The organism is Hydrogenophaga pseudoflava (assembly GCF_004353865.1).
Lineage (GTDB): Bacteria > Pseudomonadota > Gammaproteobacteria > Burkholderiales > Burkholderiaceae_C > Hydrogenophaga > Hydrogenophaga pseudoflava.
In genome coordinates this window covers 699,658-722,357 of the sequence record NZ_CP037867.1, presented here as the reverse complement: position 1 = coordinate 722,357, position 22,700 = coordinate 699,658, and the positions used below count along the sequence as shown (strand labels likewise).

At 69.3% G+C, this 22,700-nt stretch carries 23 protein-coding genes; 7 read left to right on the top strand and 16 right to left on the bottom strand.

The window, feature by feature from the left end:
- Positions 1-6 precede the first annotated feature (6 nt).
- Genes HPF_RS03625 through HPF_RS03610 form a run of 4 tightly spaced genes read right to left on the bottom strand, consistent with a single transcriptional unit; the run spans position 7 to position 4,388 of the window.
- Complete coding sequence (locus tag HPF_RS03625) at positions 7-1,179, bottom strand: acyl-CoA dehydrogenase family protein (RefSeq protein ID WP_133155771.1); 1,173 nt, start codon at positions 1,177-1,179, stop codon at positions 7-9.
- Positions 1,180-1,213: 34 nt separating this feature from the next.
- Positions 1,214-2,833, bottom strand: a complete 1,620-nt coding sequence (locus HPF_RS03620) for an acyl-CoA carboxylase subunit beta (protein WP_133155770.1) — start codon at positions 2,831-2,833, stop codon at positions 1,214-1,216.
- Positions 2,830-3,720 carry an SDR family oxidoreductase gene (locus tag HPF_RS03615; RefSeq protein WP_133155769.1) on the bottom strand — a complete coding sequence of 297 codons (891 nt, stop codon included), beginning with the start codon at positions 3,718-3,720 and terminating at the stop codon, positions 2,830-2,832. Before HPF_RS03615 ends, HPF_RS03620 begins: the two co-directional genes overlap by 4 nt.
- On the bottom strand, positions 3,717-4,388 hold the full coding sequence (locus tag HPF_RS03610) for a TetR/AcrR family transcriptional regulator (protein ID WP_133155768.1): 672 nt from the start codon (positions 4,386-4,388) through the stop codon (positions 3,717-3,719). Before HPF_RS03610 ends, HPF_RS03615 begins: the two co-directional genes overlap by 4 nt.
- A 187-nt stretch (positions 4,389-4,575) precedes the next feature.
- Between HPF_RS03610 and HPF_RS03605 the strand changes: the two genes are divergently transcribed.
- Both HPF_RS03605 and HPF_RS03600 read left to right on the top strand, forming a co-directional pair.
- A complete protein-coding gene (locus HPF_RS03605) occupies positions 4,576-6,162 on the top strand; it encodes a Na/Pi cotransporter family protein (RefSeq protein WP_127804701.1) in 1,587 nt (528 codons plus the stop codon).
- A 115-nt stretch (positions 6,163-6,277) separates the two neighbouring features.
- Positions 6,278-7,168 carry a Tim44 domain-containing protein gene (locus tag HPF_RS03600; RefSeq protein WP_133155767.1) on the top strand — a complete coding sequence of 297 codons (891 nt, stop codon included), beginning with the start codon at positions 6,278-6,280 and terminating at the stop codon, positions 7,166-7,168.
- 66 nt (positions 7,169-7,234) lie between these two features.
- Here the strand turns inward: HPF_RS03600 and HPF_RS03595 are convergent, their stop codons facing one another.
- Positions 7,235-8,776 (bottom strand): sigma 54-interacting transcriptional regulator, encoded by a 1,542-nt coding sequence (locus tag HPF_RS03595; protein WP_133155766.1) that lies wholly within the window; start codon positions 8,774-8,776, stop codon positions 7,235-7,237.
- Between the two features lie 211 nt (positions 8,777-8,987).
- On the opposite strand from HPF_RS03595, the gene HPF_RS03590 reads away from it, so the two are divergent.
- Complete coding sequence (locus HPF_RS03590) at positions 8,988-10,241, top strand: D-amino acid dehydrogenase (protein ID WP_133155765.1); 1,254 nt, start codon at positions 8,988-8,990, stop codon at positions 10,239-10,241.
- Between the two features lie 9 nt (positions 10,242-10,250).
- On the opposite strand, the gene HPF_RS03585 is transcribed toward HPF_RS03590, so the two are convergent.
- Together HPF_RS03585 and HPF_RS03580 are read right to left on the bottom strand one after the other, a co-directional pair.
- Positions 10,251-10,844, bottom strand: a complete 594-nt coding sequence (locus HPF_RS03585) for an HD domain-containing protein (protein ID WP_066153706.1) — start codon at positions 10,842-10,844, stop codon at positions 10,251-10,253.
- A gap of 138 nt (positions 10,845-10,982) precedes the next feature.
- A complete protein-coding gene (locus HPF_RS03580) occupies positions 10,983-12,260 on the bottom strand; it encodes a glycerophosphodiester phosphodiesterase family protein (protein WP_133155764.1) in 1,278 nt (425 codons plus the stop codon).
- A gap of 212 nt (positions 12,261-12,472) precedes the next feature.
- Here HPF_RS03580 and HPF_RS03575 point away from each other — a divergent pair, with 212 nt between their 5' ends.
- Together HPF_RS03575 and HPF_RS03570 are read left to right on the top strand one after the other, a co-directional pair.
- The gene (locus HPF_RS03575) at positions 12,473-12,865 is read left to right on the top strand and encodes a DUF6152 family protein (protein WP_133155763.1); all 393 of its coding nucleotides are present in this window, start codon (positions 12,473-12,475) and stop codon (positions 12,863-12,865) included.
- Positions 12,865-13,347, top strand: a complete 483-nt coding sequence (locus HPF_RS03570; protein WP_241559710.1) for a hypothetical protein — start codon at positions 12,865-12,867, stop codon at positions 13,345-13,347. Before HPF_RS03575 ends, HPF_RS03570 begins: the two co-directional genes overlap by 1 nt.
- Here HPF_RS03570 and HPF_RS03565 read toward each other — a convergent pair.
- The 6 genes from HPF_RS03565 to HPF_RS03540 form a co-directional block, all read right to left on the bottom strand.
- Complete coding sequence (locus HPF_RS03565; RefSeq protein WP_079364386.1) at positions 13,316-14,617, bottom strand: RNA polymerase sigma factor; 1,302 nt, start codon at positions 14,615-14,617, stop codon at positions 13,316-13,318. The two genes, HPF_RS03570 and HPF_RS03565, sit on opposite strands and share 32 nt — an antisense overlap.
- Before the next feature lie 23 nt (positions 14,618-14,640).
- Positions 14,641-15,051, bottom strand: a complete 411-nt coding sequence (locus HPF_RS03560) for a VOC family protein (RefSeq protein ID WP_066153723.1) — start codon at positions 15,049-15,051, stop codon at positions 14,641-14,643.
- A 12-nt stretch (positions 15,052-15,063) separates the two neighbouring features.
- Positions 15,064-15,492: a YciI family protein gene (locus HPF_RS03555; RefSeq protein WP_079364385.1), complete on the bottom strand. Its 429-nt coding sequence runs from the start codon at positions 15,490-15,492 to the stop codon at positions 15,064-15,066.
- A 106-nt stretch (positions 15,493-15,598) separates the two neighbouring features.
- The gene (locus tag HPF_RS03550) at positions 15,599-16,039 is read right to left on the bottom strand and encodes a VOC family protein (RefSeq protein ID WP_206610778.1); all 441 of its coding nucleotides are present in this window, start codon (positions 16,037-16,039) and stop codon (positions 15,599-15,601) included.
- Between the two features lie 10 nt (positions 16,040-16,049).
- Positions 16,050-16,493, bottom strand: a complete 444-nt coding sequence (locus tag HPF_RS03545; protein ID WP_079364384.1) for an SRPBCC family protein — start codon at positions 16,491-16,493, stop codon at positions 16,050-16,052.
- Positions 16,494-16,575: 82 nt separating this feature from the next.
- Positions 16,576-16,941, bottom strand: a complete 366-nt coding sequence (locus tag HPF_RS03540; protein WP_079364383.1) for a YciI family protein — start codon at positions 16,939-16,941, stop codon at positions 16,576-16,578.
- 131 nt (positions 16,942-17,072) lie between these two features.
- On the opposite strand from HPF_RS03540, the gene HPF_RS03535 reads away from it, so the two are divergent.
- Positions 17,073-17,348, top strand: coding sequence for a cupin domain-containing protein (locus tag HPF_RS03535; RefSeq protein ID WP_079364382.1), 276 nt, complete (start codon positions 17,073-17,075; stop codon positions 17,346-17,348).
- Between the two features lie 85 nt (positions 17,349-17,433).
- Here the strand turns inward: HPF_RS03535 and HPF_RS03525 are convergent, their stop codons facing one another.
- Entirely contained in the window at positions 17,434-18,198 is a 765-nt protein-coding gene (locus HPF_RS03525; protein WP_079364381.1) for an enoyl-CoA hydratase, read from the bottom strand.
- A 145-nt stretch (positions 18,199-18,343) separates the two neighbouring features.
- On the opposite strand from HPF_RS03525, the gene HPF_RS03520 reads away from it, so the two are divergent.
- On the top strand, positions 18,344-20,638 hold the full coding sequence (locus HPF_RS03520) for a patatin-like phospholipase family protein (RefSeq protein ID WP_079364380.1): 2,295 nt from the start codon (positions 18,344-18,346) through the stop codon (positions 20,636-20,638).
- A 25-nt stretch (positions 20,639-20,663) separates the two neighbouring features.
- Here the strand turns inward: HPF_RS03520 and HPF_RS03515 are convergent, their stop codons facing one another.
- Positions 20,664-21,485, bottom strand: coding sequence for an acyl-CoA thioesterase (locus tag HPF_RS03515; RefSeq protein WP_133155761.1), 822 nt, complete (start codon positions 21,483-21,485; stop codon positions 20,664-20,666).
- Positions 21,486-21,489: 4 nt separating this feature from the next.
- Positions 21,490-22,695, bottom strand: a complete 1,206-nt coding sequence (locus HPF_RS03510) for an acetyl-CoA C-acyltransferase (protein WP_133155760.1) — start codon at positions 22,693-22,695, stop codon at positions 21,490-21,492.
- Positions 22,696-22,700 lie beyond the last annotated feature (5 nt).

Genomic DNA, 22,700 nt, shown 5'->3' with positions numbered 1-22,700 from the left:
GCCCCTTCAGTGCACCGGGCGTTTGGCGATGCCCATGATTTTCGTGAGGATGCCGAGCATCACCTCGTCGGCCCCGCCGCCGATCGAGGCGAGGCGCCCGTCGCGGTACATGCGCGAGACCTTGTTGTCCCAGGTGAAGCCCATGCCGCCCCAGAACTGCAGACAGGTGTCGGGCACCAGGCGGTTCAGGCGCCCGGCCTTGAGCTTGGCCATGGTGGCCCACTCGGTCACGTCTTCGCCGGCCACGTAGTGCTCGCAGGCCTGGTAGGTCAGCGCGCGCAGGCTCTCGACCTCGGTCTTGAGCTCGGCCAGCTTGAACTGCACCCACTGCTGGTCGGCCAGCGAGGCGCCGAACAGCTTGCGCTCCTGCGCGTACTCCACCGTCCACTGGATGCAGTTGGTCAGGCTCTGGATGCAGCTGGCCGCGGCCCACAGGCGCTCTTCCTGGAACTGCTGCATCTGGTAGATGAAACCCGCGCCCTCGGCGCCGATGCGGTAGCGCTGCGGTACACGCACCTCGTCGAAGAACAGCAGGCCGGTGTCGCTGCTGTTCATGCCGATCTTCTTGATCTTCTGACCGACCTCGAAGCCCTTGACGGTCTTGCCGTTCTCGCGCAGCGGCACCATGACCAGGCTCTTGTTTTTGTGCGCGGGGCCGTCGCTGGTGTTGACCAGCATGCACATCCAGTCGGCCTGCAGGCTGTTGGTGATCCACATCTTCTGGCCGCTGATGACGTAGTCGTCGCCGTCCTTGCGCGCCACCGTCTTGATGGCCGACACGTCGCTGCCCGCGCCGGGTTCGCTCACGCCGATGCAGCCCACCGCATCGCCCGCAATCGCCGGCGCCAGGAACTGCGCCTTGAGTTCTTCGCTGCCGAAGCGCGCCAGTGCGGGCGTGCACATGTCGGTCTGCACGCCGATGGCCATGGGCACGCCGCCACAGTGGATGTGGCCCAGCGTCTCGGCCATGGCCACGCTGTAGGAATAGTCCAGTCCCATGCCGCCGTGCGCCTCGGGCTTGGTCAGGCCCAGCAGGCCGAGCCGGCCCATCTGCTTGAAGACCTCGTGCGCCGGGAACATCTCGGCCGCTTCCCATTCGTCCACGTGCGGGTTGATCTGCTCGTCGATGAAGCGCTTGAGGGTCTTCTGGATCTCGCGGTGTTCGTGGGTGAACTGCATGTCGTGTCTCCTGTCGTTGTCTGGAATGCGGTGGTCACATGCGCGCGACACCGAACTGCGTGGGCCTCGGCTGGCGCAACGCCGCCTCGGCCACGGTGTCCAGGCAGAAGCGGAGCACGGCGCGGGTGTCGCGCGGGTCGATCACGCCGTCGTCCAGCACCAGACCGCTCGTATAAAAAGCATCCGCCTGCGACTCGAACTTCTGCACGATGGCGTCGTACTGCGCCTTCATCTGCGCCTGCACCTCGGGCGTGTCGGTGGCAACGCCTTTGCGCGCCATGCCGGCCTCGGCCACGATCTGCATGGTCTTTGCGGCCTGCTCGCCGCCCATGACCGCGGTGCGCGCGTTGGGCCAGCTGAACAGGAAGCGCGGCGCGTAACCGCGGCCGCACATGCCGTAGTTGCCCGCACCGAAACTGGCGCCGCACTGGATGGTGATCTGCGGCACCGTCGCATTCGTCACCGCCTGGATCATCTTGCTGCCGTGCTTGATCATCCCGGCCTGCTCGCTGTCCTTGCCGACCATGTAGCCGGTGGTGTTCTGCAGGTAGACGATGGGGTGGCCGAGCTGGCACATCCACTGGATGAAGTGCGTGGCCTTGTTCGCGCCGGCCACGTCGATGGGACCGTTGTTGCTGATGATGCCGACCGCGTGGCCGCCGATGTGCGCCTGGGCGCAGACCGTGGCGGCGCCGTAGAGCGCCTTGAACTCAAGGATGTCGGAGCCATCGGTGATGCGGGCCATGACCTCGCGCATGTCCACCGGTTCGCGGTGGTGCGCGGGCATCAGGGACAGCAGGTCCTCGGCGTCTAAACGGGGTTCGGGCGCCGTCGGTCGCTGAGGCATCTGCCAGCCGGTGCGCGCCACGATGTCGCGCGCCAGGCCCAGGGCCTCGCGGTCGTCTTCGGCCAGGTGCTCGCCCAGTCCCGACACCGTGGTGTGCATCTCGGCACCGCCCAACTCCTCTTCGGTGGCGATCTCGCCGGTGGCGGCCTTGAGCAGCGGCGGCCCGGCGAGAAAGGCGCGCGAGCGGCCGCGCACCATGATCACGATGTCCGAGAGGCCCGGCATGTAGGCGCCACCGGCGGTGCCCGACCCGTGCTGCACCGTGATGACCGGCAGGCCCGCCGCCGAGAGGCGCGCGAGGTTGCGGAACAGACCGCCGCCGAGCACGAAGCCCTCGACCTGGTACTTCATCAGGTTCGCGCCCGCGCTCTCGACCAGGTGCACGAAAGGCAGCCGGTTCTCCAGCGCCATCTCCTGCACCCGCAGGATCTTCTCCAGCCCGCGCGCCTGGATCGCACCGGCCTCGATGCCCGAGTCGCTGGCCACCACCATGCAGCGCACGCCGCCGATGAAGCCGATGCCAGCCAGCATGCCGCCGCCGGGCACGGACTTCTCCGGGTCCTTCGTGTCCTGCAGGAAACCGGCCAGCGAACACAGCGGCAGGTACGGCGCGCCCGGGTCCAGCAGCAGGCCCACGCGCTCGCGCGGCAGCAGCTGCCCGCGCTTGTGGAACACCGGCGCCGACAGGGCCGAAGCGGCCGCGGCGCGGTCTTCCAGCGCCCGCAGCTGGGCGATGCGCGCCAGCAGGGCGTCGCGGCGTTGCGCGGCCTGTTCGCTGTGCGGGTTGAAATTCGACGCAAAGCTCATGACTGGAACACCTTGGGCGTGACCGCGCGGTGGAAACCGTCGAAAGGTTTCACCGCGTCGCGCTGCTGCACCTCGGCCGGTGCGGCGACCTGCCCCCAGCCCATGCGCACCTGGGGCCGTGCGCCGTCCACACGCAACACCGTGCCGCTGATGAAGCTGGCCGCGGGCGAGAGCAGAAAGACGATGGCGGCCGAGGTCTCGGCCTCGTTGCCGAAGCGCCCCAGCGGCACGGTCTGGCGCATCTCGCGCAGCATGGGCCCGGCCTCGGGCGGGTAATGGTCCATGCCGCTGGAGGCGATATAGCCCGGCGCCACTGCGTTCACGCGCACCCCGCTTTTCGCCCACTCCATCGCCGCGGTTTCGGTGAAGCTCACCATGCCCATGCGCGCCGCGCCGCTGTGGCCCATGCCGGGCATGGAGCCCCACATGTCGGCCACGATGTTGACCACTGAGCCGCCGTGTGCCGCCATGCTCTGCAGGTAGCACTCGCGCGCCACCAGGAAGCCGCCGGTGAGGTTGGTGTCGATCACCGCCTGCCAGCCCTTGGCGCTGATCTTCTCCAGGGGGGTGATGTACTGGCCGCCCGCGTTGTTGACCAGGCCGTCGATGCGGCCGTGGGCCTGCACCGCGTCCGCCACCATGGCCTTGACGCCGTCTTCGTTGCGGATGTCGCAGACGTGGAAGCTGGCGCGGCCGCCGTCGTCGGCGATCTCGATCGCCGTGGCCTGCAGCTTCTCGGGGTTGCGGCCCACCAGCACCACCATGGCCCCCAGCCGGGCCAGCTCGTGCGCGGTGCAGCGACCGATGCCCGATCCGCCACCCGTGACCATCACCACGCGACTGGCGAACAGGCCGTCGCGAAACACCGACCGGTAGCCTGAACTCATGCGGCCTCCTTCAGGAAGAGTTGCAGCGCCGCCTCGGTCAGATCGTCGAGCGAAGACCGGCGCCCCGGCTCGAACCACTGCACCGCCCAGTTGAGCGCGCCGAAGATCATCAGCCGCGCCAGGCTCGGGTCGCCCTGCAGTTCGCCGCTGTCGTGCAGCGCCTGCAGCACCGGCACCCAGACGGCCTCGTACTCTCGCCGCAGCTCGTTGACCGCCTGGCGCTGCACCTCGGACAAGGAGCGCCACTCGTAGAGCATCACCGGGATGAAGTCGCTCTCTGCGCCCAGCAGCACCTCCAGGTGGTTGCGCACCAGCACGCGCAGGCAGTCGCGCGCACTCAGCGTCTGGCCCGCGGCGGCGGCCGCGGCGTGCATGGCACCGGCCTGGCGCCCGGTGGCGCGCTGCATGCCTTCAAGCATCACGGCGGCCAGCAGCGCCTCCTTGTTTTCAAAGTGGTAGAAGGGCGAGCCCGAGCGCATGCCTGCGGCGGCCGCGATGTCGCGCGTGCTCGTGGCGGCAAAGCCCTGCTGGCGGAACAGGCGGGCCGCGGCGCGCAGCAGGTCCTGGCGGCGGTTGCCGTCGTCGCGCTCGTCGGCGGTCTTGCGGGGTCGCCCGCGGGCGCGCCGGGGCGCCGGGTCTGTGCTGTGGTCGGGGGTGTCCGGGATCATGGGGAGGCACCTTAGCAGCGGCTCTTATTTTTAGCAAGCATTTGCTTTGTATAAATAGACTTCGCTGTCACCGGCCCGACATCTGCCCCCGCCAGCGCCCACAATCCCCGGAACCTCACCACCCGATGCGCCGTTCATTCATGAGCCCACCCCACGCCACCCGACGCTCCCACCGTTTGCTCGCACCATGAACCTCTGGTCTTCCCTCGGTCCGCTGGTCGGAGGTCTGGGCCTGTTTCTGCTGGGCATGGGCATGATGACCGATGGCCTCAAGCTGGTCGCCGGACCGGCCCTGCACAACATCCTGAGCCAGTCCACGCGCACCCGCTGGCATGCGCTGGGCACCGGCGTGCTGGTGACGGCCCTGGTGCAATCGTCCACCGCGGTGGGCGTGGCCGCCATAGGCTTTGTCAACGCGGGTCTGCTGGGGCTGGCGCCCGCGGTGTGGGTGGTGTTCGGTGCCAACGTGGGCTCCACCATGACCGGCTGGATCGTGGCCCTGGTGGGTCTGAAGTTCGGGATGGAGGCGCTCGCGCTGCCGCTGGTGGGCCTGGGCGCGTTGATGCGCCTGAGCGGCGAGCACCAGCGCCGCGGCGCCCTGGGCACGGCGCTGGCCGGCTTCGGGCTGCTGTTCCTGGGCATCGGCCTGCTGCAGCAGGCGTTCGTGGGCCTGGCCGGGCAGATCAGCCTGCCGCAGGGCACGGACGCGCTCTCGGTGCTGGCCCAGCTGGGCATCGGCCTGATGATGACGGTGCTGATGCAGTCGTCCAGCGCAGCCATGACCATCACCCTGACCGCGGCCCAGAGCGGACTGATCGGACCCCAGGGCGCGGCCGCGGTGGTGATCGGCGCCAACATTGGCAGCGCGGTGACCACCGCCCTGGCCGGCATCGGCGCCACCCCCAACGCGCGCCGCACGGCCGCCGCCCACGTGTTGTTCAACCTGCTCACCGGCGCGGTGGCACTGCTGCTCCTGCCCTGGCTCGTCGACGCGCTGTCGGCGGCACGCGAAGCGCTGTCGCTGCCACCCGACCCGGCCACCAAGCTGGCGCTGTTCCACACCACATTCAATCTGCTGGGCGTGCTGCTCATGTGGCCGCTGGCCGACCGCCTCACGCACTGGCTGCTGCAGCGCTTTCGCGCCCGGGAGGAGGACGAGGCGCAGCCCCGCTTCCTGGACGACAACGTGCTGGCCGTGCCCACGCTGGCACTGGACGCGCTGGAGCAGGAGATCGCGCGCCTGGGCAAGCTGTGCGTGCACCAGGCGGGCGCCGTGCTGAAGGTGGCCACGCCCGAGGCGCTGGCCAGCGGCCAGACGGTGCTTTCGCAGCTCGACGCCGCCGTGGAGCGCTTTGTGGAGCGCATGGGCCGCAGCGCACTCACACCAGCCTCCACCGAACGCCTGGCGGAGCTGCTGCGCATCCTGCGCTACTACGAAACCTGCGCCGAACAGTTGCGGGTCTCCGCACCGCTGGTGCCACCCGGCGCCGCGGACCCCCGGCTGCCCGATGCGCACCAGCGCTTCGTGTCCACGGCCACCTTCCTGCTGGCCGAACACGGCCGGGTGGTCCCGGGCCCCCGCCCTGCACTCGACCTCCTGCCCATGGAGGCCGCCTACCAGCACCTCAAGGCCACGGTGCTGGCCGCAGCGGCGGCGGGGCATGTGCCGCTGGCGGACATGGAGGCGTCACTGGAACGGTACAGCGCGATGCGCCGCGCGCTGCAACAGGCGGTCAAGGCCCACACACGGCAGCAGACCCTCCACCGGGCCTGAGCCATCGCATACATTCCTTCTTTTTAAGAAGGTATCTATCTGTTTATATGCTTTTTCGGGATTGAATTGTCGCTACCCTAATCGTTCTTCAATTTCCTTCAGCAGGAGACTTCTCATGAAAAAACTGCTTTCCCTGCTCGCCGTCGTGCTGACGCTGGGCCTGGGCACCGCCCACATGGACGCAGAGGCCAAGCGCATCGGCGGCGGCAAGTCGCTGGGCATGCAGCGCCAGGCCACCCCGCCCGCCAAGGCGCCCGATGCCACGCCGAACGCCGCGCCTGCCACAGGTGCCGCGGCCGGTGCCGCCGCCGCGCCCAAGCGCAGCTGGATGGGCCCGGTGGCCGGTCTGGCCGCCGGCCTGGGCCTGGCCGCGCTGGCCTCGCACCTGGGCTTCGGTGAAGAGCTGGCCAACATGCTGATGATCGGCCTGATGGTGATGGCCGCGCTGGCCGTGATCGGCTTCATCATGCGCAAGCGGGCCGCGGCGTCGCAAGGCGGCATGGCCTACGCCGGTGCCGCAGCCGGTGCGGGCGGTTCGAACAACGCCTTCCGCATGCCCGCCAGCCCGGTGCAGACCGGTGGCGCTGCCGCCGGTGGCTCGATGATCGGTGCCAACCTGCAAGGCGCGCAGCCGCGCATCCCGGCCGACTTCGACGTCGCCGCCTTCGAGCGCAACGCCAAGGTCAACTACATCCGCCTGCAGGCGGCCAATGACACCGGCAACCTGGACGACATCCGCCAGTTCACCTCGCCGGAGATGTTTGCCGAGCTGCAGATGGACATCCGCGACCGCAACGGCGCCACCCAGCACACCGACGTGCTGAGCCTCAACGCCCAGGTGCTGGAAGTGGCCGAAGAAGACGCTCTGTACGTGGTGAGCGTGCGCTTCACCGGCGAGCTGCGCGAAGACGGCGTGACCAGCCCGGTCGACGAAATCTGGCACCTGACCAAGCCGCGCCAGGGCAACGGCGGCTGGATCCTCGCAGGCATCCAGCAAGGCGCCTGACCGATTGTTGTTCCACGAGAACTCCTCGCTTGCCCCGGCCCACCGCCGGGGCTTTTTTTCGCCCTTTCAAGGGGCCTTGAGACCATAACGCCGCAGCCGCGCGGCGATGGCCGAGTGCGAGGTGCCCAGGCGCTCGGCCAGCTTGCGCGTACTCGGGTGGTCGGGCAGCAGGCGCTGCAGCAGCCCGCGCTCGAAGCCGGCCACCGCTTCTTCCAGCGTCGTCACCTCCTCCTGTGCAGAGGCGGTCGATGCGGCACTCACGTCGGCCCCGGCCAGCTCCAGCGCCGGCACGTCGATCACCGCCGCGTCGCTCAGCGTGACCGCGCGGAACACCACGTTCTGCAGCTGCCGCACATTGCCGTGCCAGGGATTGGCCAGCAGCGCCTCGCCGGCTGCGCGGCTCAGCCGCGCCTTGGGCCGGCCGATCTGCGCGCAGGCGCGTTCGAGGAACACCTGCGCCAGCGGCAGGATGTCCTCGGTGCGCTCGCGCAGCGGGGGCAGGTTCAGCTGCAGCACATCGAGGCGGAACAGCAGGTCCTGGCGGAACGCACCGCTGGCGACCATGTCCTCCAGCGCCCGGTGGGTCGCGCTGATGATGCGCACATTGACCTTGAGGTCGCGCTCGCCCCCAACGCGGCGGAAGCTGCCGTCGTTCAGGAAGCGCAGCAGCTTGGCCTGCAGGTAGGGTGACATCTCGCCCACCTCGTCGAGGAACAGGGTGCCGCCGTCGGTCAGCTCCAGCAGACCCGGCCGGCCGCCGCGCAGCGCGCCGGTGAAGGCGCCGCTGGCGTAGCCGAACAGCTCGCTCTCGGCCAGGCTCTCGGGCAGGGCCGCGCAGTTGAGCGCGAAGAAGGGCTGGTCGCGCCGCGGGCTGCCCGCGTGACAGGCCTGGGCCACCAGCTCCTTGCCGGTGCCGGTCTCGCCGCGAATCATCAGTGGCGCGTCGACCTGCGCCATGCGCATGGCGCGCTGCTTGAGCGCGCGAATGGCGGGCGACTGGCCGAGGATGGCCTCGAAGCCGCCGGCGCCGTGGTTCTGCAGCGCGCTGATGCGCTCGCCCAGGCGCTGCGGCGCGTGCAGCGTCAGCACCGCGCCGGCCACGCTGCCGCCCGCGTCGTGCAGCGCCACCGTTTCCATCAGGAAGCGCTGCCCGCCCACCTGCACCTCGCTCACCGGCAGGCGCGCGCCCTGCGCCACCAGCGCGTCCACCAGCGCGGCATCGCCCGTGAGTTCGCGCAGCGAGCGGCCGGCCAGCTCGGCCTCGGGCATGCCGCAGACCGCCACCGCCGCCGCATTCGCCAGCACCACCACGCCGCGACCGTCGACCGCGAGCACAGGGTCGGTGAGCGAGGTCATGAGCGCGTCCAGGTAGAGCCGCCGCCGCGCGCCGGGCAGCATCTCCAGCTCGGCCACCGAGAGCACGCCCGCCACCCGCAGCAGCGGCTCGCGCAGCGCCGCCAGGTCGTCGGCCCCCAGCGTGGGCGCTTCTATATAGATGTGCGGCGGCTCGACCTCGACCGCCGAGACGTTGAGCGCGCGGCTGGCGAGCGCGGCGAGGATTTCCTGGGCGATGCCGACCCGGTCGGTGAAGTGGACGTCGATGCGCATGGTCTGTATTGGTTTCGATCCATTGTATTTATTTCAATCCACTTGCACCGCTCTTCCGTAACGATTTCAATCCAACCCGATAAGACTCCAGTTACTTTTCTTTTCAGATCAAGCACTTGCGATCACGCGCCCAGTGGCACGGCGCTTGCAAAACGCATTGCATCGGGCCACCAGCGGCGCCATCGCGCCGCGGGCCTCATCGGAGAACAACATGCGGGTACTGGTTCTGGGCAGCGGTGTCATCGGCACCACCATCGCGTACTACCTGGCGCGCGACGGCCACGAGGTCGAAGTGATCGAGCGCCAGCCCGGCCCCGCGCTGGAGACCAGCTACGCCAACGCCGGCGAGGTCTCGCCCGGCTACTCCGCGCCCTGGGCCGGCCCGGGCGTGCCGGTGAAGGCCATCAAGTGGCTGCTGATGCACCACAGCCCGCTGGTCATCAAGCCCATGCTCGACCCGGCCATGTGGCGCTGGGGTCTGTCGATGCTGCGCAACTGCACCGAGGCGCGCTACCAGGTCAACAAGGGCCGCATGGTGCGGCTGGCCGAATACAGCCGCGACTGCCTGAAGGAACTGCGCGCCGACATCGGCATCCAGTACGACCACCGCGAGCAGGGCACGCTGCAGCTGTTCCGCACCCAGAAGCAGCTCGACGGCACGGCCAAGGACATCGAGATCCTCAAGGAATACGGCGTGCCCTACCAGGTGCTCGACCGCGCCGGCTACCTGCAGTACGAGCCGGCGCTGGCCGACGTGCAGGAGAAGTTCGTGGGCGCGCTGCGCCTGCCCGGCGACGAGACCGGCGACTGCTTCAAGTTCACCAACGCGCTGGCCGAGAAGGCCAAGGCCCTGGGCGTGCAGTTCCGTTTCGGCGTGAGCATCGACGTGCTGGAGCGCAACGGCAACAAGATCACCGGCGTGCGCACCAGCGAAGGCCTCAAGACCGCGGACCGCTATGTGCTCGCGCTGGGCAGCTACTCCACCGCCATGCTGGCGCCGCTGGGCATTCACATCCCGGTCTACCCGGTCAAGGGCTTCTCGATCACCGTGCCCATCACCAACGCCCACAAGGCACCCGAGTCGACCATCATGGACGAGACCCACAAGGTCGCCGTCACACGGCTGGGCGACCGCATCCGCGTGGGCGGTACGGCCCAACTGTCCGGCTTCGACCTCGAACTCAACGACAGCCGGCGCAAGACGCTGGAGTTCGTGGTCACCGACCTGTTCCCCAAGGGTGGCGACGTGGCCAAGGCCGAGTTCTGGACCGGCCTGCGCCCCATGACGCCGGACGGCACGCCCATCGTCGGCGCATGCATGTACGACAACCTGCTGCTGTCCACCGGCCACGGCACGCTGGGCTGGACCATGGCCACCGGCACCGGCCGCGTCATGGCCGACCTGATCGCCGGCCGCACGCCGGAGATCAGCATGGAAGGCCTGACCGTCGCGCGCTACGCCTGACCGCCGGCCTCAGGCGGTGGTCTTCCCGCCCGGCAGGGCGGCCTTGTAGACCGAACTCTTCGGCACCGCCATCAGCCGGCGCAGCATGGGCTCGAAGTGGCTCAGCGGCAGCGCCTCCATCGCCGGGTCGAAGGCCGGGTTGTCGTAGCGCTCGACGAACTCGGCCGCGCGCTGGTAGTGCGGGTGGTCCCTGAACATGTCGCGCATGTTGCGGTCCAGCCCGATGTGGTGGAAGAAGTTGTAGCCTTGGAAGATGCCGTGGTGCTGCACCATCCACAGGTTCTCCTCGCTCACGAAAGGCTTGAGGATCGCAGCGGCGATGTCGGGGTGGTTGAACGAGCCCAGCGTGTCGCCGATGTCGTGCAGCAGCGCACACACCACATATTCCTCGTCGCGCCCGTCCCGCTGCGCCAGCGTCGCGGTCTGCAGGCTGTGTGTCAGCCGGTCGACCGGGAAGCCGCCATGGTCGCCATCGAGCAGCCGCAGGTGGTCGAGCACCCGGTCGGGCAGCGTCCTGGCCATCGCCATGGCCTCGGGAAGGATGCAGGCCCAGTCTTCGCGGGTGCTTTCTTCCATGCGTTTGAAGGTGGCGCGGTTCGGCATGTGGGTCTCCTGGCGTTGCGGTCGACAGATCGGACAGCGGCCATGCTGTCCGATCGCTGCCCGGCTGACAAGGGTGGGCCCGTCGCCTGGCCGACACCCCTGCGGTGACCACCGCCCTCCGTGTCGCCCGGCGCGCGCTCAGCGCAGGTTCATGCAGTTGGCATAGAAGGTGGTGGTGGCCGGCCAGTCGGAGAACACGCCGACCACCCCCACCTCCTTGGCCAGCACGTGCAGCGCCTGCAGCATGTCGCCCTCGGTCTTCACCGCGCTGTCGAAGGTCTGGTGGTACCAGCCGTTGTTGCCGTCGGCCAGGATGCCCGAGCGCTCCAGCGTCCAGGTGATCAGGCCCAGACCCGCGGCCCTGGCATCCTTCGCGGCCTGTGAGGGGACGATCTTGCCGCCCTCGGCGGCCAGCAGCGCGAAGGTGGGTGGCGCCCAGAAGTGGATGCCCTGTGACTTGTAGCCCGCCAGGGTCTTGAGGTCGGGCAGGTCCGTGACCGAATTGGCGTCGTCCAGGTACACCGCCTGTTTGCCAAACGAGGCCTCGTTGTTCACCCAGTACAGCACGTCGCCGATGTCGAAGGACTGCGGGAACACGTCGCGCGGCGGCACCTTGGCGGCCTTGTACTCGTCGATCATCTTCTGCGCATAGGCCTGCTGCGTGAAGCCGTCGAACGGCATCGCCACGCTCGGGCTCTTGAGCTCGGGCGTCATCTTCACGCCCAGTTGCTTGAACAGCTCGATCGACTCGGCGTGGGTCATCAGCGTGCCGCTGCTCGGCCCCGAGTAGAGGTCGGTGCGCCAGTTGGCCGTGCCGCCCAGGTACTGCTCGGGCGTGCGCGCCGCCGGGTTGAAGGCGTCCATCTTGCCGCGCAGGGTCTTGAACTCGGCGAGCGTGATGTCGCTGGTGCGGCACTCGGCCTTGGCCGGTGTCACCAACTTGCCGTCGGCGTCGAGCACGGCGGGCACGAAGGGCTGGGTGCACTTGGCGGCCAGCGGCGTGACCAGGATGTTGGTGGTCGTGTGCAGGTCGTTCTGCGCATGGCGGCAGACCAGCGCCTTGTCCTTGGTGAAGGTGACGTCGCATTCCACGATGCCGGCGCCCATGCGCGCGGCCGCCGTGTACGACTCCCGCGTGTGCTCGGGGAACTGCATGGCGGCGCCGCGGTGGCCAATGGAAAAGTCGCGCGGCGTGAAGTCGCCGCGCTTGGCGCAGCGCTGCAGATCGCGCTTGAGCGGACCGTCGGCCATGTCGTCGACCAGGAAGAACGGGCGCGGGCCGAGCTGCACATGCGAAGGCCGCTCGGCGCGGCTGTGGGACATGTGGCCGGGGGCTGCGGGCGGGGACTGGGCCAGCGCCGAGGACGTGGCCAGCACCAACAGGGACAGGCCGATGGTGCGGGACAGGGTGGACATGGTGGACTCCTCCATGGGGCTTGAATGATCGTGGACGCAGCCGCGCTCTGCAACGGGCCGCCAAGACTGCGGATCATCCGCAGGCGGTGTGAAGAGCATGTGACGCACCCGCTTGCGAAGTGCCCGATGCCCACAGGGTCAACCATTGCCCCTGAGCGGGGATGAACGCACACTGCGCGAAGTCATCCGCCTTCATCGAGCGAGGTCATCCCATGCCCCCGTCACCATCCCCCTTTCTGCAACACGCCGTGCGGTCACTGGCTGCGGCGGCCCTGCTCATCGTTATGGCCGGGCCCGCCGCCGCCCACCACGGCTGGGTCTGGGCCGAGGACGTGAATTCCGAACTCACCGGCACCATCGTCGCGGCCAGGCTCGGCAACCCGCACGGCGAGCTGACGCTGGCCGTGGATGGCGCCAACTGGATCGTCGAGGTCGGCCAGCCCTGGCGCAACGAGCGCGCCGGCTTGAAAGACGCGATGCTGGTCAAGGGCGTGAAGCTGACCGTCTCGGGCCACAAGCACAGCGACCCGAAAAAGAAGGTCTTCAAGGCCGAGCGCCTGGTGATCGACGGCAAGACCTACGACCTTTACCCCGACCGCAACTGATGCTGGAGCCCCTGGCCGCCGCACTGCAGGCCACTGGCCTGTCGGAGGTGCTGCGCGCTTCGGTCTGGCTCTACCCGCTGGTCAACACCGGTCATGTGGTCGGCATCGCGCTGCTGTTCGGCGCCATCGTGCCGCTGGATCTGCGGCTGATCGGAGCGTTCCGGTCTGTACCGCTGGAGCCGCTGGCGACCACCCTGGTGCCCGTGGCCATCACCGGGTTGCTGCTGGCGCTGGCCACCGGCGCGCTGCTCTTCGCCACGCGCCCGCTCGACTATGTGGTCGAGCCACTGTTCGGCATCAAACTGGCGCTGCTGGCCGCGGCGGTGCTCAACGCGCTGTGGCTGCGGCTCGATCCGCACTGGCGGCGGCTGGGCGCCGCGGTCGGCGTGCCGCCGCGCCCGGGCTGGCGCTGGCACGGTGTGCTGTCGGTCCTGCTCTGGCTGGGGGTGATCACCGCCGGGCGGTTGATCGGTTACCGGTAGGCGCCGGCCCATCGGCACGCGCGCGCAGCAAGGCCTGCTCACGCTCATTGCCGGCGGATGCCGCCGCTTGCAGGAACGCCGCCCTGGCCTCGTCGTGCCGTCCGAGTTTCTCCAGCAGGTCACCTTGCACCGCGGGCAGCCAGTGGTAGCGCGCCAGCGCCTTGTCCTGCAGCAGGGTCTCGACGATGGCCAGGCCCGCGGCCGGCCCCTCGGCCATGCCCACCGCCACCGCGCGGTTGAGCTCCACCACCGGAGAGGGCGCGACGCGCATCAGTTCGGCGTAGAGCGCGGCGATCTGCTTCCAGTCGGTGTCAACGGCGCGCGGCGCACGCGCGTGGCAGGCCGCGATCTGCGCCTGCAGGCGGTAGCGGCCGACCGGCTGACCGAGCGCCTGCGCACGGTCCAGCGCGGTCAGGCCGCGGCGGATCAGCAGCCGGTCCCAGCGCCGGCGGTCCTGGTCGGCCAGCAGGATGGGCTGGCCCTCGCGGTCGGTGCGCGCCGCGGTGCGGGAGGCCTGGATCTCCATCAGCGCGAGCAGGCCCAGCACCTCGGCCTCCTGCGACGCGAGTTCGGCCAGCATGCGCCCCAGGCGCAGGGCCTCGTCACACAGCGCGGGGCGCATCCAGTCGGCGCCGCTGGTGGCGGTGTAGCCCTCGTTGAAGACCAGGTAGACCACCTCCAGCACCGAGGCCAGGCGCTCGCCCAGCTGCTCGGGCGGCGGCAGTTCGAACGGCACCCTCGCATCGGCCAGGGTTCGCTTGGCGCGCACCAGGCGCTGCGCGAGCGTGGCCTCGGGCACCAGGTAGGCACGGGCGATTTCGGCGGTGGAGAGGCCGCCCAGCAGCTTGAGCGTGAGCGCCACGCGCGATTCGGGCGGCAGCACCGGGTGGCAGGCGGTGAAGATCAGCCGCAGCAGGTCGTCGCCCAGCACGGCGTCTTCGCGCCGGCGGTCGAGGCTGTCGCTGAAGTCTGGAACCACGTGGGCCTCCATCGCTTCGAGGTCGCTGGCGATGTCACCGTGCCGGGCGTCGGCCATCTGGCGGTGGCGCAGGTGGTCGAGCGCGCGGTTCAGGGCGGTGGTCATGAGCCAGGCGGCGGGCCTGTCGGGCAGACCATCGAGCGGCCAGCGCTCCAGGGCCGCGACCAGGGCGTCCTGCGCCAGTTCTTCGGCCACGCCCACGTCGCGCACGCGCCGCGCCACCGCCGCCACGATGCGGGCGGATTCGAGGCGCCAGACGGTGGCGATGGTGTCGTGGATCGCGGAATGCACGCGCCGTTTCTACACCCCTGCCGTCACATCTGCGCGGGCGCGGCCGCCTCGTCCATCCAGAACACCTCCCACTGGTGGCCGTCGAGGTCGGCGAAACCGTCCTGGAACATGAAGCCGTAGTCTTTGGGCTCCGGAATGCGGGTCGCCCCGGCGGCCACGGCCTTGCGCACCACCTCCTCCACCTCGGCGCGGCTGTCCACCGACAGGGCCAGGATGACCTCGGTGCTCTGGTGGGCGTCGCTGATCGGCTTCTGGACAAAGCCCTGGAAAAAGGGCTTGACCAGCAGCATGGCGTAGAAGTTCTCGCCGATCTCCAGGCAGGCGCCCTGCTCGTTGGTGAAGCGCGGATTGAACGTGAGGCCCAGGGCCTTGAAGAAGGCCTGGGAGCGGGCCATGTCCTGGATGGGCAGGTTGACAAAGATCTGGCGAAACATGGGGGTTCTCCTTCAGGGTTGTGGGGCGATGCCGTCGATGGCTTTCATCTGGTCGAGCGCGGCGCTGGGCGGGAACTCGTCGAGCTCGATCAGCTGGCGCAGCTCGATCACGGCGGGCCTGCCCTTGCCGGCGGGGTTCGGAAAGCGCCGGCTCCACTCCATCGCCTCTTCGCGCGAGCGCACCTGGATCAGGGTGTAGCCGGCGATCAGCTCCTTGGCTTCGGCAAACGGGCCGTCGACGACTTTGCGGCCGCCGGCCTCGTCGTAGTGGATGCGCCAGCCGGTGCGGCTGGGGTGCAGGCCGCTGCCGTCGAGCAGCACGCCCGCGCGCGCCAACTCCTCGTGGTAGGCGGCCATCTCGGCCATGAGTTCCTCGGGCGCCTCGGGCATGAGCTCGGCCTCGAACTCGGGGCAGCTTTTGACAATGATCATGAATCGCATGAGAACGGTCCTCTGGTTTTCAGTTTCGAGAACACCGCGGAACTGGCTTTGCCAGGCCGCAGGTGTTGCCCCCTTGAGGGGGTCGTGCGCAGCACGGCGGGGGTGATCATGTTTTGCAGGCGGGGGGTTGCATGTCCGGTTCCATCATGCTGTTGTGGTTGCCCTCGGTGTCGCGGAACACCACGTACTGGCCCACGCCGGGAATGGCCATTGGCTCGCCGATCACCTCGCCGCCCGCGTCGCGCACCCGCTGCATCGCAGCGCGGATGTCGGGCACGCCGATCACCACCGACGGGTGCTGCATCGGCCAGTCGGCGTTGAACGGGAACAGGCCGCCGTTGATCGAGCCCAGTGCGGCCTCGGGCGGCACAGGCGGGCGGGCGCCGGCCGGCGCGGTGTTGACCAGCATGTAGTCGCCCATCTCCGGACCGAGGAACTGGTGGGTCCAGCCGAAGGCGGCGGCGTAGAAGCGCGCGGCGCGCTCGCGGTCCTTGTAGGGCATTTCAAAGTGCACGACGGCGCACATGGGCACGGTGGTGGTGGTCATGGGACTCTCCTCAGGTGGGGGTTTCACAGATGTTCTTGAGCGCCTGCAGCGCCTTGGGCCAGGTCTGGTTCATCCAGTCCTCGTAGCTGCCGAACACGTCGCAGTCGACGCGCAGGCGCGTGCCGCCGGCCTCGTCGGTGAAGCTGTAGTTCTCGAAGCACGGCGCCCAGGCGCGCACCGCCTCGCTGGTGGTGTCTTCCACGCCGTTGCTGATCGTGCCGAGGTGGCGGATCGAGACGAACTCGGCCGGCCGGTGTTCGGCGATCTCCGCCACCATGCCGTCTCCGTTGGGGCCCAGGAAGCGGATGGGCGTTCCGGCCTCCCAGCTGCCGTCGTAGCGCGAGCCTTCACAGAAGGTGGCGGTCCAGCGCTCGTAGGTGGGCGTGTAGAGCATGGTGCGCCAGACGCGTTCGCGCGGCGCGGCGATGTGGATGTCGAAATGCAGGGTGGGCATGGCAGGACTCCTTGGTGGCGACAACACCACGACGAAGCAGCCTGCGCGATTTCGACAGGCCCGATCTACGGGAAAACCCGGATCAGGCGTGGCTTTCGTCGAAACAGGGCGCCAGCGCCCGCACCTCCACCGTGCACCACTGCGCGGCCGGGCACTCGTGGGCGAGCGCGATGGCCTGCTCGCGGTTCACGTTCTGCAGCAGGAAGAAGCCTCCGATCATTTCCTTGGCCTCGGCGAAGGGCCCGTCCAGGGTCTGGGCCTGCCCGCTGGCGTGGCTCACGCGCACCGCGCCGTCCAGACCCGCCAGCGACTCCACCGCCTTGAGCCGCCCCTCGGCCGCCAGCCGCTCGCCGAACGCGACCATGGCGGCGTAGGCGGTGCGGCCCTCGGCTTCGGTGCGGGTGGCGCGCTGGCCAACGGGTTCGTGGATCAGGAGCATGTAGGACATGGCGGGCCTTTCGGGTGTCGGGACGCAGGACCGACGATGCTACACAGACCCGGTGGGCGGCAAACCCCTACCCCCGCAAGGCCCACACGGCCGTGCTGCAATGGTGAGCAGCGCGCAGACAGGAGAACGCCATGCCCAAGACCTTTGAAACATTCAAGAGCGTCGCCCTGGCCGAAGGCTTCGACGAGGTGCTGGAGCGGGTGTGGGCACCGGACACGGTGCTGGAAGAACACACGCACCCCTTCGCGGTGAAGGCCAAGGTGGTGCAGGGCGAGATGTGGTTGACCGTGGGTGGCGAGACCCAGCACCTGAAACCGGGCGACCTGTTCGAACTGGAGCACGGCGCGCCGCACTCGGAGCGCTACGGTCCCGAAGGCGCGACCTACTGGGTGGCGCGACTGAACTGAAGCCCCCACACTCCGCCGCTGCGCGGGTCGCTGCCCCTCGAGGGGGCTGATTCGCCTTGGGGCGGCCCGGCGGCGAATCGCCTGATCAGAGTTTCGAGAAGTCCGGCTTGCGGCGTTCCATGAAGGCGCCAAAGGCTTCCTTGGCGGCCGGCTCGCCGAGCATGCGGCCGAAGCTCGCGCCCTCTTCGGCCATGGTGGCCATCACCAGCGCGGCGTTGCCCTTCTTCATCAGGCGCTTGGTCTCGACCAGCGAGGCCAGCGGCTTGGCGGCCAGCTTGCGCGCCACCGACTGCGCGTAGCCGGTGACCTCGCTCGGCGGCAGCACGCGGTTGACCAGCCCCACTTCCAGCGCGGCCTCGGCCATGAAGGGCTCGCCCAGCAGCAGCGCCTCGGCGGCGCGGTGGTAGCCCAGCATCTGCGGCACCAGCAGGCTGGACGCGGCCTCGGGGCACAGGCCCAGGTTCACGAAGGGCATGGAGAACGCGGCGTTGTCGCCTGCGTAGACCAGGTCGCAGTGGAACAGCAGCGTGGTGCCGATGCCGACGGCCGGGCCACACACCGCGGCCAGCAGCGGCTTGGGAAATTGGGCGATGCCGCGCAGGAAACGGAACACCGGCGAGTCTTCGGTCGCGGGCGGGTTGTTGAGGAAGTCGCCGATGTCGTTGCCGGCGCTGAAGGTGGTTTCGTTGCCCTGGAACACCACCACGCGCACGGCCGGGTCGGCGGCTGCGGCGGCGATCGCGTCGGCCAGCGCGCCGTACATGGCGGCGGTGATGGAGTTCTTCTTGTCGGGGCGGTTGAAGGTCAGCGTGGTGATGCCGGCTTCGGTGTGGACGAGGATGTCGGACATGGTGTGGAGCTCGCTCTGGGGTGGCAAAAAGTCGGCGCAAGGTAACACGAAAGCGCCGCACGGCGTGGGGTGGCCTGCCCAATCCGCGACACGCCGGCGCCGCGCTCCTACACTCGGTCGCATCCTGCCGTCCGTGAGCGTTCCGATGCACCAACCGACCCTGTCCCTCTGGCTGCGCGCCCTGCTGGCCGCGCTGTGGCTGCTGCTGTCGTCCAACGCCGTGAATGCACAGGCCCCGGCGCCGGCCGCGCCCCCGCCCGCCGTGCAGAAGCCCAAGGTCGCCCTGGTGCTCTCGGGCGGCGGCGCGCGTGGTCTGACGCACGTGGGCGTGCTCAAGGTGCTGGAAGAAATGAAGGTGCCGGTGGACATGATCGTCGGCACCTCGATGGGCGCGATCATCGGCGGCCTGTACGCCGCCGGCATGAGCGCCGACGACCTCGAACGCGAGCTGCTGAAGGTGGACTGGGGCGACGTGTTCGAGCGCCGCGTGCCGCGCCAGCTGCTCTCGCAGCGCCGCAAGGAAGAGGACTTCGAGCTCTCGCCGGTGCTGGAAATCGGCTTCCGCGACGGCGAGTTCCGCCTGCCCACGGGCGCGGTGTCGACGCGCTCGCTGGAGCTGCTGCTGCGCCGCTACACGCTGTCCACGCGCCTGCTGGCCACATTCGACGGGCTGCCCACCCCGTTCCGTGCCGTGGCCACCGACATGGAGACCGGCAAGGCCGTGGTGCTGGACCACGGCGACCTAGCCGCCGCGATGCGCGCGAGCATGTCGGTGCCGGGCGTGTTCGCGCCGCTGGATCTGGAGGGCCAGATCCTCGGCGACGGCGGCCTGGTGAACAACCTGCCGGTGGACGTGGCGCGCCGCATGGGTGCGGACGTGATCATCGCGGTCAACATCGGCACGCCGCTGGCCGGGCGCGAGACCCTGGGCAGCCTGCTGGGCATCACCACGCAGATGGTCAACATCCTGACCGAGCAGAACGTGCAAGCCAGCATCGCCACGCTCACGCCCGCCGACCTGCTGATCCAGCCCTCGCTGGGCAAGCTGACCTCGGCCGACTTCGAGAAGGCGCCCGAGCTGGTGAAGATCGGCCTGGACCACGCGCGCAGCGTGGCCGAGGCGCTCAGGCGCTTCTCAGCGGACCCGGCCGGCTACGCACAGTGGCAGGCCAGCCGCGGCATGAACGCGCAGGCCTACGCCGAACGCATGGGACAGATCAAGGCGGTGCGCTTCGAGGGCGTGCCCGAGAGCCGGGTCGAGCCGCTGGCGCTTGCGCTGGACACCGCACCCGGGCAGCGGGTCAACGTGCCCCAGATCGAGGCCGACCTGCAGAAGCTCTCGGCCACGGGCGACTACGACCGCGTCGACTACCGGCTGGAACGGGTGCGCGACAACACCGACGAGACGCTGGTGATCGGCCTGCGCGAGAACGACTGGGGCCCCAACTACCTGCGCCTGGGCCTGGACCTGCGCACCGACTTCGATGGCCGTGGCGACTTCAACCTGCTGATCGGCCACAACCGCCACTGGTTCAACGACAGCGGCGCCGAATGGCGCAACCGGCTGCAGATCGGCGCCTCGCTGGCCGCCTTCTCGGAACTCTACCAGCCGCTGGGCCGGGCCAACGACAGCTTCGTCGCGGGCTATGTCGACGCCAGCCTCAAGCGGCTGGAGGTCTACGGCGCCGACGGCCAGGCGCTGGGCACCGGCACGCGGCAGGGTCTGAAGCTGGGCGCCGACTACGGCTGGCCGATCGGCCTGCTGGGACGCTACGGCGACCTGCGCCTGGGCGTGCAGCTGGGTCTGCACAAGGCCACGCCCGAGCTGGTCTCGCGCGAGGTCGACGACAGCGAGGTCATCGCCACACAGAAATGGCGCGACGTCGGTGTGCGCGCCGCGCTGATCTCGGACCAGCTGGACTACGCCAACTTCCCGTCGTCCGGTTACCGCTTCCAGAGCGAGCTGGCGGCGGGCCGGCGGCGCCTGGTCTCGGGGGGCGACGACGTCTCGTTCAACCGGCTGGAAATGAACGGCAGCACGGTGCACTCCTGGGGCGCACACACGCTGAACGTCGGCGCCCGCTTCGCCCGCGCCACGCGGGTGCCGGTGGGCGCCATCGACGAGTTTTCGCTGGGGGGCTTCCAGCAGCTCTCGGGCTACCGGGTCGGCCAGGTCGCGGGCAACTACCTGCTGTTCGGCCGCCTGACCTACTACCAGCGCCTGCCCTGGAACGTGGGCGTGGCGCGCGCGCTGTTTGCGGGCGGTTCGCTGGAGGGCGGCAACGCCTGGGCCAGCCGGCGCGACATCAGCATCCACGGCCTGCGCTGGGGCACCAGCCTGTTCATCGGCGCGGACACGGGCATGGGGCCGCTGTACCTGAGCGTGGTGAGCGCTCCCAAGGGGTACACGGGGCTGTACCTGTTCCTGGGCCGCCCCTGAACAGAACGCACCCCACGCCCCGCCGCTACTCCTTGTAGTAGACGACCTGGTGGCTGGAGCACAGCAGGTGCCCGGCCTCGCTCCAGAGCAGCGCCGTCTGGTCGAAGAAGCCGTTGCGGAAGGCCTGCGCGCGCGCCTGGCCCAGCACCCAGCCGTGGCCGACCTCGGCCAGCTGCGCCGAACCAGCGTGAAAGTACACCGTCATCGACACCGTGCCGGCCGGCACATAGGTCGCACGGCGCAGCCAGATGCGCGGGAAAAACACATCGGCCAGCGCGGCCAGGCCGCACAGGTCCAACGCACGCGGCACAGCCTCGCGCATCCACAGACGCGAGCGGCTGTCGCTGCCGGTGCCGTCCCAGGTGCGCGGGATGGCGCCCTCGATGGGTCGCATCTCGTAGCGCCGGATCCATTCCACCGGCGAGGGCACGGTATAGGGCTTGACCTCGTCGGGCCTGCGCACCGCGGGCATGGGCTCGTCGTCCACGCTCCAGGTCTCGCGCCGGGCCGCGGTGACCACCGTCGCGGTGGCCACGGTCTCGGCCTCGCCCGAAGCACCGGCCTGGGTGACCAACACCACCCAGTGCTGGGTGGAGCGGTTGGTGCGCACCGGCTGAGCTGAGACCTCGAACGCCCCGTCGGCCAGCGCCGCGCAGTAGTTCACCGTCAGCGACAGCGGCTCGCCCAGCAGGGACGGGTGCAACATCACGGCGTTGAGCATCGTCGCGGCCGTGATGCCACCGAACGGCCCCACCATGTTGGCGTAGGCGGGCGAGGTGGCGCCGGCATAGAGCCCGTCGCCGGTGGCGGTGAGCGCGATGGCCTGGTCGAAGACGTGCGCGCTCATGGCGTCAGACCCGCTCGAAGATCCCGGCCGCCCCTTGCCCCATGCCCACGCACATCGTCACCATGCCGTACTTCTTGTTGTGTCGCTTGAGCGCGTGCACCACGGTGGCGGAACGGATGGCACCGGTCGCGCCCAGCGGGTGGCCCAGCGCGATGGCGCCGCCCATGGGGTTGACCTTGGCCGGGTCCAGGCCCAGTGTGTTCATCACGGCCAGCGACTGCGCAGCGAAGGCTTCGTTGAGTTCGAACCAGTCGATGTCGTCCTGCTTCAGGCCGGCGTACTTCAGCGCAGCGGGGATCGCCTCGACCGGGCCGATGCCCATGATGTGCGGCGGCACGCCACGGCTGGCGTAGCTGACGAAGCGCGCCAGCGGCGTGAGGTTGTAGCGCTTGAGAGCGGCCTCGCTCACCAGGATCAGTGCACCCGCGCCGTCGCTGGTCTGCGAACTGTTGCCGGCGGTGACCGAGCCGCGCGCGGCGAACACAGTGCGCAGCTTGGCCAGACCTTCGAGCGTGGTGTCGGGGCGCGCGCCTTCGTCCAGGCTCACGATCCGTTCGGTGACCGACACCTCGGCCGACTCGAGGTCCACGCTGCGCTCCTGCACCGTCACCGGGGTGATCTCGTCCGTGAACTCGCCGTTCTTCATGGCGATCACGGCGCGCTGGTGCGACTGCACGGCGAAGGCATCCTGCGCGTCGCGGCTCACCTTCCACTGCTGCGCCACCTTCTCGGCCGTCAGGCCCATGCCGTAGGCGATGCCGTAGCTCTCTATGTCGTCGGTGTTGCGGAAGATGGTCGGCGAGAGGCTGGGGCTGTTGCCCATCATGGGCACCATGCTCATGCTCTCGGTGCCGGCGGCGATCATCACGTCGGCTTCACCGACGCGGATGCGGTCGGCCGCCATGGCCACGGCCGACAGGCCGGAGGCGCAGAAGCGGTTGACCGTGATGCCGCCCACCGAGTTGGGCAGGCCGGCCAGGATGGCGCCGATGCGTGCCACGTTCAGGCCCTGTTGGGCTTCGGGAATCGCGCAACCGGCGATCACGTCTTCCACAGCCTTGGGGTCCAGGCTCGGCACCTGGGCCATGGCCGAACGCAGCGCGTGGGCCAGCAGATCGTCCGGGCGCAGGTGCTTGAACGAACCCTTGTGCGAACGGCCGATGGGCGTGCGGGTGGCGGCGACGATGTAGGCGTCTTGAACTTGTTTCATGTCGC

Excerpts from the sequence above, each read along its gene's own strand:
- HPF_RS03625 (WP_133155771.1), bottom strand. The coding sequence starts at position 1,179 with ATGCAGTTCACCCACGAACACCGCGAGATCCAGAAGACCCTCAAGCGC.
- HPF_RS03620 (WP_133155770.1), bottom strand. The coding sequence starts at position 2,833 with ATGAGCTTTGCGTCGAATTTCAACCCGCACAGCGAACAGGCCGCGCAA.
- HPF_RS03615 (WP_133155769.1), bottom strand. The coding sequence starts at position 3,720 with ATGAGTTCAGGCTACCGGTCGGTGTTTCGCGACGGCCTGTTCGCCAGT.
- HPF_RS03610 (WP_133155768.1), bottom strand. The coding sequence starts at position 4,388 with ATGATCCCGGACACCCCCGACCACAGCACAGACCCGGCGCCCCGGCGC.
- HPF_RS03605 (WP_127804701.1), top strand. The coding sequence starts at position 4,576 with ATGAACCTCTGGTCTTCCCTCGGTCCGCTGGTCGGAGGTCTGGGCCTG.
- HPF_RS03600 (WP_133155767.1), top strand. The coding sequence starts at position 6,278 with ATGAAAAAACTGCTTTCCCTGCTCGCCGTCGTGCTGACGCTGGGCCTG.
- HPF_RS03595 (WP_133155766.1), bottom strand. The coding sequence starts at position 8,776 with ATGCGCATCGACGTCCACTTCACCGACCGGGTCGGCATCGCCCAGGAA.
- HPF_RS03590 (WP_133155765.1), top strand. The coding sequence starts at position 8,988 with ATGCGGGTACTGGTTCTGGGCAGCGGTGTCATCGGCACCACCATCGCG.
- HPF_RS03585 (WP_066153706.1), bottom strand. The coding sequence starts at position 10,844 with ATGCCGAACCGCGCCACCTTCAAACGCATGGAAGAAAGCACCCGCGAA.
- HPF_RS03580 (WP_133155764.1), bottom strand. The coding sequence starts at position 12,260 with ATGTCCACCCTGTCCCGCACCATCGGCCTGTCCCTGTTGGTGCTGGCC.
- HPF_RS03575 (WP_133155763.1), top strand. The coding sequence starts at position 12,473 with ATGCCCCCGTCACCATCCCCCTTTCTGCAACACGCCGTGCGGTCACTG.
- HPF_RS03570 (WP_241559710.1), top strand. The coding sequence starts at position 12,865 with ATGCTGGAGCCCCTGGCCGCCGCACTGCAGGCCACTGGCCTGTCGGAG.
- HPF_RS03560 (WP_066153723.1), bottom strand. The coding sequence starts at position 15,051 with ATGTTTCGCCAGATCTTTGTCAACCTGCCCATCCAGGACATGGCCCGC.
- HPF_RS03555 (WP_079364385.1), bottom strand. The coding sequence starts at position 15,492 with ATGCGATTCATGATCATTGTCAAAAGCTGCCCCGAGTTCGAGGCCGAG.
- HPF_RS03550 (WP_206610778.1), bottom strand. The coding sequence starts at position 16,039 with ATGACCACCACCACCGTGCCCATGTGCGCCGTCGTGCACTTTGAAATG.
- HPF_RS03545 (WP_079364384.1), bottom strand. The coding sequence starts at position 16,493 with ATGCCCACCCTGCATTTCGACATCCACATCGCCGCGCCGCGCGAACGC.
- HPF_RS03540 (WP_079364383.1), bottom strand. The coding sequence starts at position 16,941 with ATGTCCTACATGCTCCTGATCCACGAACCCGTTGGCCAGCGCGCCACC.
- HPF_RS03535 (WP_079364382.1), top strand. The coding sequence starts at position 17,073 with ATGCCCAAGACCTTTGAAACATTCAAGAGCGTCGCCCTGGCCGAAGGC.
- HPF_RS03525 (WP_079364381.1), bottom strand. The coding sequence starts at position 18,198 with ATGTCCGACATCCTCGTCCACACCGAAGCCGGCATCACCACGCTGACC.
- HPF_RS03520 (WP_079364380.1), top strand. The coding sequence starts at position 18,344 with ATGCACCAACCGACCCTGTCCCTCTGGCTGCGCGCCCTGCTGGCCGCG.
- HPF_RS03515 (WP_133155761.1), bottom strand. The coding sequence starts at position 21,485 with ATGAGCGCGCACGTCTTCGACCAGGCCATCGCGCTCACCGCCACCGGC.
- HPF_RS03510 (WP_133155760.1), bottom strand. The coding sequence starts at position 22,695 with ATGAAACAAGTTCAAGACGCCTACATCGTCGCCGCCACCCGCACGCCC.